A 6,000-nucleotide genomic window follows, 5' to 3' on the forward strand; every position below is an offset into this window, starting at 1 on the left:
TGCCTCCGAAGGACGCCGTGCTGTAAGCAACTCGATCACGGCTGCAGTTCGGTATCCCAGTAGAGATAATCGAGCCAGCTGTCATGCAGATAGTTCGGCGGGAACAGCCGGCCGTTATTGTGCAGATCCTGCACCGTCGGCTGGTAGGGCTTCTGCGCCGGGAACATGCCTGCCTGCTTGGGAAGCTTGCTGCCCTTGCGCAGATTGCACGGCGAACAGGCAGCCACGACATTCTCCCAGGTCGTCTCGCCGCCATGGGCGCGCGGGATGACGTGATCGAAGGTCAGGTCGTCATGGGCGCCGCAATACTGGCATTCGAACCGGTCGCGCAGGAAGACGTTGAACCGGGTGAAAGCGGGATTGCGGGACGGCTGAACGTAAGTCTTGAGGCACACGACACTCGGAAGCCGCATCGAGAAGCTCGGTGAGGAAACCGAATGTTCATACTCCGCGATGATATTCACACGGTCGAGAAATACCGCCTTGATCGCGTCCTGCCAGGACCATAGCGACAAGGGATAATAACTCAGCGGCCGGTAGTCAGCGTTCAGGACGAGCGCCGGCAGGGCCTGCGGGGAGACTGCAATCGTCAAGGGACTCTCCTGATCGATTCGGCATCTGCACCTGTATATTAGGCCGGTTGTTACAGGATTGTGAAGTCCAATAAATTCAGAGGATAAAGGCAAAATGAAGAGTGTTGCCGATCAGCCGATCGGCACCATGTCGCGGCGCATTTTCGTGGCGTAATAGGCCCAGAAAAGCCGTGCCGCCACCGAGCGCCACGGCGACCAGACTTCCGAAAGCTCGGCAAGCGCCTTCGCCTGCGGCCGTGCCGCAAGGCCGAATGCCGTCCCGACCGCATTCTGCAGTGCGACATCGCCGGCCGGGAAAACATCGGCATGGCCGCCGCAAAACATCAGATAGACCTCCGCCGTCCACGGGCCGATACCCTTCAGCGCGGTGAGTTCGCCAAGCGCCTCGCCCGGCGGCTTCAGGCAGAGGCCGGAGAGATCGAGGCGGCCGGAGGCAACCGCTTCGGCGATCCGCGACAGAGTCTCGGCCTTGGCGCGCGACAGGCCGAATTCGCGCCATGCCTCTGCGTGAAGAAGCATGTAGCCTTCGGCAGTCAAAAGACCATCCGCTGGCAGCATGCGCCGCCAGATCGCGTCGGCGCTGGCGCGCGACACCATCTGCGAGACGATGATATGGGCAAGCCCGGCAAAGCCGGGTTCGCGCAATCGCAGCGGAACGGGTCCGGCGTCCGCTGCGATCGGCGCAAGGCGCGGATCGAGGCGAAGCAATGCTTCGAGCCCCTGCCTGACGTCGTCTTCGTTGCGGATGATCTGCACATTGCCTCGCAGTGGTTCAAAAGCCGAATCCATGGCAGAAGAAAGCATGACCACGAGTGAGCGTCAAAAACCCGTCTTTCGCTTTGCGCCGAGTCCCAACGGGGCGTTGCATCTCGGCCATGCCCTCTCGGCGCTTCTGAACCACGACATGGCGCGGGCTGAACAAGGCCGCCTGCTGCTCCGCATCGAGGATATCGACCAGACACGCTGTACGCCCGAGTTCGAGGCCGGCATCCACAGAGATCTCGACTGGCTTGATATCCGCTGGGAAAGCCCGGTGCGGCGCCAGTCGGAACATTTGCCCGAATATCAGGCAGCATTGCATGCGCTGATCGAGCGCGGTCTGGTCTACCCGGCCTTCCTGACGCGCAGCGAGGTGAAGGCGCGCGTCGCGGCCTACGAGGCGGCGGGAGAATCCTGGCCACGCGATCCAGACGGTACTCCGCATTATCCGGCAGGTGATCGCGACCGGCCGAAAGACGAATGGCAGGAGATGCTGACCGCGGGGAGGAAACATGCCTGGCGGCTCGATATGCGCACGGCGCTCGACCTGATCGGTCAGCTGCTGTTCTGGACTGAAACCGGCGACGGTAGGACTGGCGAAATCGCCGCCGAGCCCGGCGTCTGGGGCGACGTCATCCTGTCGCGCTCGGATGCGCCATCGAGCTATCATCTTTCCGTGGTCGTTGACGATGCGCTGCAGGGCGTCACCCATGTCGTGCGGGGGCTCGACCTCTTCCATGCGACATCGGTGCACAGGCTGCTGCAGGTGCTGCTCGGGCTACCGCAGCCGGTCTATCACCATCATCGCCTCATTCTCGGCGCCGACGGCCGCAAACTTTCGAAAAGCGAAGGCGACACCGGGCTTGGCGAATTGCGCGCCCAAGGCATGTCAGGAGCGGATATTCGCCGTCTTGTCGGGCTCTGATGGCCTTTCGACACGCTCTCTGCCGACGATCGAAAGCGTATGGGAAAACATTCGGAAGACGCGGAACTTGATCAGCGCCGCATTGATCTCCGCCCCGATGATGAAGATGACGCCGACCATGTAGAGGAAGATCAACACGATCATGACGGAGGCCAGACCGGCATAAGTTGCCGTATAATTGGCGAAGGTCGCCAGGTAGTAGGCAAAGATCAGTGCGCCGGCGAGCCACAGAAGCAGTGTCAGCAAAACGCCCGGAATAACGTCGAAGACCCGTCGTTTGCCGGCCGGCAGCCAGAGATGCATGACCAGCAGTCCAACCGTCAGAACCACCAGCGTGCCGTAGATGCGCCAGCTGAAGACGATGTCGAGCGTATCGGCAAACAGAGGGAACCATTTCCTGGAATAGTCGAGCGCCAGCGGCAGGGCGACGAGCAGAATGCTGATCGCCGCAAAGATGATGACCGCGATCAACACGTAGCCGAGGCTGAAGAGACGGGTGAAATACCAGGGCCGCGTCTCCTGCACCCGGTAGGCGCGGTTGAGCGAGATGCGCAGCGCCTCGACGCCGTTCGAAGCGAAATAGGCGGCCGCCAGCACGGAGATCGTCAGCAGCCCGCCGCGCGGAATGGTCAGCACCTGCAGCACCTGGTCGGCCAGCGGCTTGGCGATCGCCTCGGGCCAGGTGTCGAAGATCAGGTGGATGGCGGTCGAGGAGAACTGATCGGCGCCGAGGAAGCTTGCAAGCGCGGTGCCGAAGATCAGGAACGGGAAAACCGCAAGCAGGCTCGACAGTGCCACGTGACTTGCCATGGCGAAGCCGTCATCCTCGATCATGTGACAGATCGCGTCATAGACCACGTCGTAGATCGTGCGCAGCACCTTCGGCATTCCGTCTCCGGCTTTCCAGATTGTATCCTCTGGCCGAATATGGGAAACGAGTCCCATTTTGTACAGGAATCATTCCATGGCGGGAGAGCGCATCATCGTCGTCACCGGATGTTCGTCCGGGATCGGCGCTCATTGCGCGCGGGCGCTGAAAGCCGATGGCTGGCGTGTCTTCGCGACGGTGCGCAAGCCGGACGACCTCAAGGGGTTGGAAGCAGACGGCATAGAGACCTTCCTGATGGACTATACCAGGCCCGAGACGATTTCCGACCTGGTCGGCGCGGTTCTCGAACGCAGCGGCGGCCGCATCGACGCGCTCTTCAACAACGGCGCCTACGGCCAGCCGGGCGCCGTCGAGGATCTTTCGACGGCAGTGCTGCGCGCCCAGTTCGAGGCGAACTTCTTCGGCTGGCACGAACTGACGCGGCAGGTCATTCCGCCGATGCGCAAACGCGGAGAGGGGCGGATCGTCCAATGCTCGTCGATCCTCGGCGTCGTGCCCTATCGCTATCGCGGCGCCTACACCGCGTCCAAATTCGCGCTCGAAGGCCTCAGCATCACACTGCGCATGGAGTTGCAGGGCAGCGGAATCCATGTGAGCCTGATCGAGCCGGGACCGATCGCCACCCGTTTCACCGCCAACGCGCTTGCAAAGATCAAGGAGAATATCGACCTCGACAATTCGCCGCACGCGGTCGATTACAGCAGACAACTGGCAAGGCTCGACGGATCGGGGCCGGTCAACCGCCATAAACTCGGCCCGGAGGCGGTCTATTCCGTATTGAAACACGCATTGAACTCGAAAAATCCAAGACCACATTATCCCGTAACGACTCCGGCTAAGCAGGGCATGTTCCTGAAGCGGCTGCTTCCGGCAGACCTCTTCTACCGCCTGATGCGCTGGACGGACTGACTGAGAAAGCTGAGTGCCATGTCCACGTTCACCTATGTCCTCGCGATCATCGTTATGGGCGCCGTCGCCCTGGTGCTGATTCGCGGTCTCTTCAACATGATGAAGGGCGGCGATGCCAACCGCTCCAACAAGCTGATGCAGCTTCGCGTCCTGTTGCAGGCGATCGCCGTCGTCCTGATCATGATAACGCTCTGGCTGACCGGCGGCGGCCGCCCGACCTGACGGCGCTTTGAGGGGGAACCGTGGTCAAACTCAACAAGATCTACACCAAGACAGGTGACGACGGCACGACCGGGCTGGTTTCCGGCCCGCGCCGGACAAAGGACGATCTGCGCGTCGAGGCCTATGGCACGATCGACGAGGCCAATTCCGCGATCGGCCTGGCGCGGCTGCACACTTCAGGCCTGCCCGAACTCGACGCCATGCTGATGTCGATCCAGAATGATCTCTTCGATCTCGGCGCCGATCTCGCCACCCCTGACACCGGTGAGCCGCCGGCCTATGAGCCGCTGCGGATCGTCGAGACGCAGGTCGACCGCGTCGAGCGCGATATCGACCAGCTGAATGCCGCTCTCGAGCCGCTGAAATCCTTCATCCTGCCGGGCGGCAGCCCGGCCGCCGCACATCTGCATCTTGCCCGGACGATTGCACGGCGCGCGGAACGTCTGATGGTGGCGCTTGCCCGCACCGATGGCGAAATCGTCAGCGAGGCGGCGATGAAATATGTCAACCGGCTCTCCGATTTTCTCTTCGTCGCCGCACGCCATGCCAATGCCCGCGGCCATGCGGATGTGCTTTGGGTTCCGGGAAAAAACAGATAGGCTTGCCGCACGATCGCCGGGGGGCCTTATGTTCATACCACTTCACGACGCCAATACGCTGAAACATATCAAGGTCCAGTGGGTGACACTCTCACTGATCGCACTGAATATCGCGGTCTGGCTTTTGACCAGCCTGGAGAGCGAACAGGCAGCCCAGGCGACAACTGTCGGGCTCGGCTATATCCCGGCGATCGCCTTCGGCGACGCTGTGCTGGCGCCGGGCTTGGAAATCGTGCCGGAACCGCTGACCTATCTCACCTATGCCTTCGTCCATGCCGGCTTCTGGCATCTGGCCTCCAACATGATCTTCCTCTGGGTCTTCGGCGACAATGTCGAGGATGCCATGGGGCATCTGCGTTTCCTGATTTTCTACCTCCTCTGCGCGGCCGCCGGCGCGCTCTGCCACGGCCTGCTGACCATGACCTCGCAAGCGCCGCTGGTCGGCGCCTCGGGGGCGATCTCCGGCGTCGTTGCCGCCTATGTCATGCTGCATCCGCGCGTCAGGGTCTGGGTGCTGGTGTTCTTCCGTGTGCCACTGCCCCTGCCGGCCTTCATTCCGCTGCTTTTGTGGATCGGGCAGCAGTTCTTCATGCTGGCGATCACCCCTGATAGCGACGTTTCCTGGGGCGCGCATGTCGGCGGCATTCTTGCCGGCGCTCTTCTGATCCTGGTGTTGCGCCGGCCGGGTGTACCGCTCTTCGACCGGCAGATCGTCACGCCCCGCGCCGTGAGAAACGACCGCAGTGCCGGTCCGGCCATCGCGGCCGGTACGGACGGGCAAACGGCGCAGCGCTTTCCCTGGGGCCGACGCTGATAGCTATATTGACGTGAACGTAAACGTCCATATATTGCCGAGGCAAATTGCCTGCCGGCGTCATGGAAGCGTTGAATTTGGAGGAAAAACGCGTATCCATGTCGCCATTCGACAATCGGAGCGGCGCCCAAGCGCGCATTTTCTAAAAAAGCCTCTGAAGCCAGTTTCTCCTGAAGGAAGGACCCCATGAAGATACTCGTGCCAGTCAAACGGGTTGTCGACTACAACGTGAAGATCCGGGTTCGTCCGGATGGCACGGGTGTCGAGCTTGCCAATGTGAAGATGTCGAT

At 61.6% G+C, this 6,000-nt stretch carries 8 protein-coding genes and 1 pseudogene; 6 read left to right on the plus strand and 3 right to left on the minus strand.

Translation table 11 applies throughout. The annotated features are described in order from the left end of the window. Positions 1–35: 35 nt before the first annotated feature. Positions 36–593 carry an HNH endonuclease gene (locus FHX10_RS34600; protein ID WP_004671754.1) on the minus strand — a complete coding sequence of 186 codons (558 nt, stop codon included), beginning with the start codon at positions 591–593 and terminating at the stop codon, positions 36–38. A 111-nt stretch (positions 594–704) separates the two neighbouring features. Next, entirely contained in the window at positions 705–1,397 is a 693-nt protein-coding gene (locus FHX10_RS34605; RefSeq protein ID WP_047619920.1) for a DNA-3-methyladenine glycosylase family protein, read from the minus strand. Here FHX10_RS34605 and gluQRS point away from each other — a divergent pair. Continuing rightward, entirely contained in the window at positions 1,396–2,277 is an 882-nt protein-coding gene (gene gluQRS / locus FHX10_RS34610; RefSeq protein ID WP_184390802.1) for a tRNA glutamyl-Q(34) synthetase GluQRS, read from the plus strand. The genes FHX10_RS34605 and gluQRS overlap by 2 nt on opposite strands. Here the strand turns inward: gluQRS and FHX10_RS34615 are convergent. After that, positions 2,242–3,165, minus strand: a complete 924-nt coding sequence (locus FHX10_RS34615; RefSeq protein ID WP_028757257.1) for a YihY/virulence factor BrkB family protein — start codon at positions 3,163–3,165, stop codon at positions 2,242–2,244. The genes gluQRS and FHX10_RS34615 overlap by 36 nt on opposite strands. Before the next feature lie 76 nt (positions 3,166–3,241). Here FHX10_RS34615 and FHX10_RS34620 point away from each other — a divergent pair, with 76 nt between their 5' ends. The 5 genes and pseudogenes from FHX10_RS34620 to FHX10_RS34640 all read left to right on the plus strand — a co-directional run. Beyond that, positions 3,242–4,075, plus strand: a complete 834-nt coding sequence (locus FHX10_RS34620) for an SDR family oxidoreductase (RefSeq protein ID WP_097545254.1) — start codon at positions 3,242–3,244, stop codon at positions 4,073–4,075. Between the two features lie 18 nt (positions 4,076–4,093). Beyond that, positions 4,094–4,297, plus strand: a complete 204-nt coding sequence (locus FHX10_RS34625) for a twin transmembrane helix small protein (RefSeq protein ID WP_028757255.1) — start codon at positions 4,094–4,096, stop codon at positions 4,295–4,297. 20 nt (positions 4,298–4,317) lie between these two features. Further along, the gene (locus FHX10_RS34630) at positions 4,318–4,896 is read left to right on the plus strand and encodes a cob(I)yrinic acid a,c-diamide adenosyltransferase (RefSeq protein ID WP_028757254.1); all 579 of its coding nucleotides are present in this window, start codon (positions 4,318–4,320) and stop codon (positions 4,894–4,896) included. Between the two features lie 28 nt (positions 4,897–4,924). Next, positions 4,925–5,710 carry a rhomboid family intramembrane serine protease gene (locus FHX10_RS34635; RefSeq protein WP_063476299.1) on the plus strand — a complete coding sequence of 262 codons (786 nt, stop codon included), beginning with the start codon at positions 4,925–4,927 and terminating at the stop codon, positions 5,708–5,710. Positions 5,711–5,896: 186 nt separating this feature from the next. Then, positions 5,897–6,000: pseudogene (locus tag FHX10_RS34640) on the plus strand (electron transfer flavoprotein subunit beta/FixA family protein); the annotation flags it as partial.

Source organism: Rhizobium sp. BK591 (assembly GCF_014195045.1).
GTDB classification, from domain to species: domain Bacteria; phylum Pseudomonadota; class Alphaproteobacteria; order Rhizobiales; family Rhizobiaceae; genus Rhizobium; species Rhizobium anhuiense.